Source organism: Carboxydothermus islandicus, assembly GCF_001950325.1.
In the GTDB taxonomy this organism is placed as follows: domain Bacteria; phylum Bacillota; class Z-2901; order Carboxydothermales; family Carboxydothermaceae; genus Carboxydothermus; species Carboxydothermus islandicus.
The window spans coordinates 1-242 of sequence record NZ_BDJL01000067.1 but is presented as its reverse complement, the minus strand read 5'-3'; the positions used below and the strand labels follow the sequence as shown (position 1 = coordinate 242).

Below are 242 nucleotides of genomic sequence, written 5' to 3'. Positions count from 1 at the left end.
AAATGCAGCTTGTAGCCAAACCACTTTACAACCTTTTCCCATACCTTTCCATCCTTACTTTTGCCTTTGTATTCTTTTTTGCCGTAATCAGCATCTGTATCCCGCCTGCCGTCCGCGTGCACTTCTTTATTCGGTCGTTTGGCATATGATGAGATGGCTTTGCTGTCAATTGCCAAATGCTTGCCAAAGTCAGGCAATATCTCTTGTATTTGCTCAACAAGGCGGTCCATTATTTTATCTAC

At 43.0% G+C, this 242-nt stretch carries 1 pseudogene; it reads right to left on the bottom strand.

The features are described from left to right. Positions 1 to 230 (bottom strand): annotated as a pseudogene (locus tag ciss_RS09050) (DDE transposase); the annotation flags it as partial. Between the last annotated feature and the right edge of the window lie 12 nt (positions 231 to 242).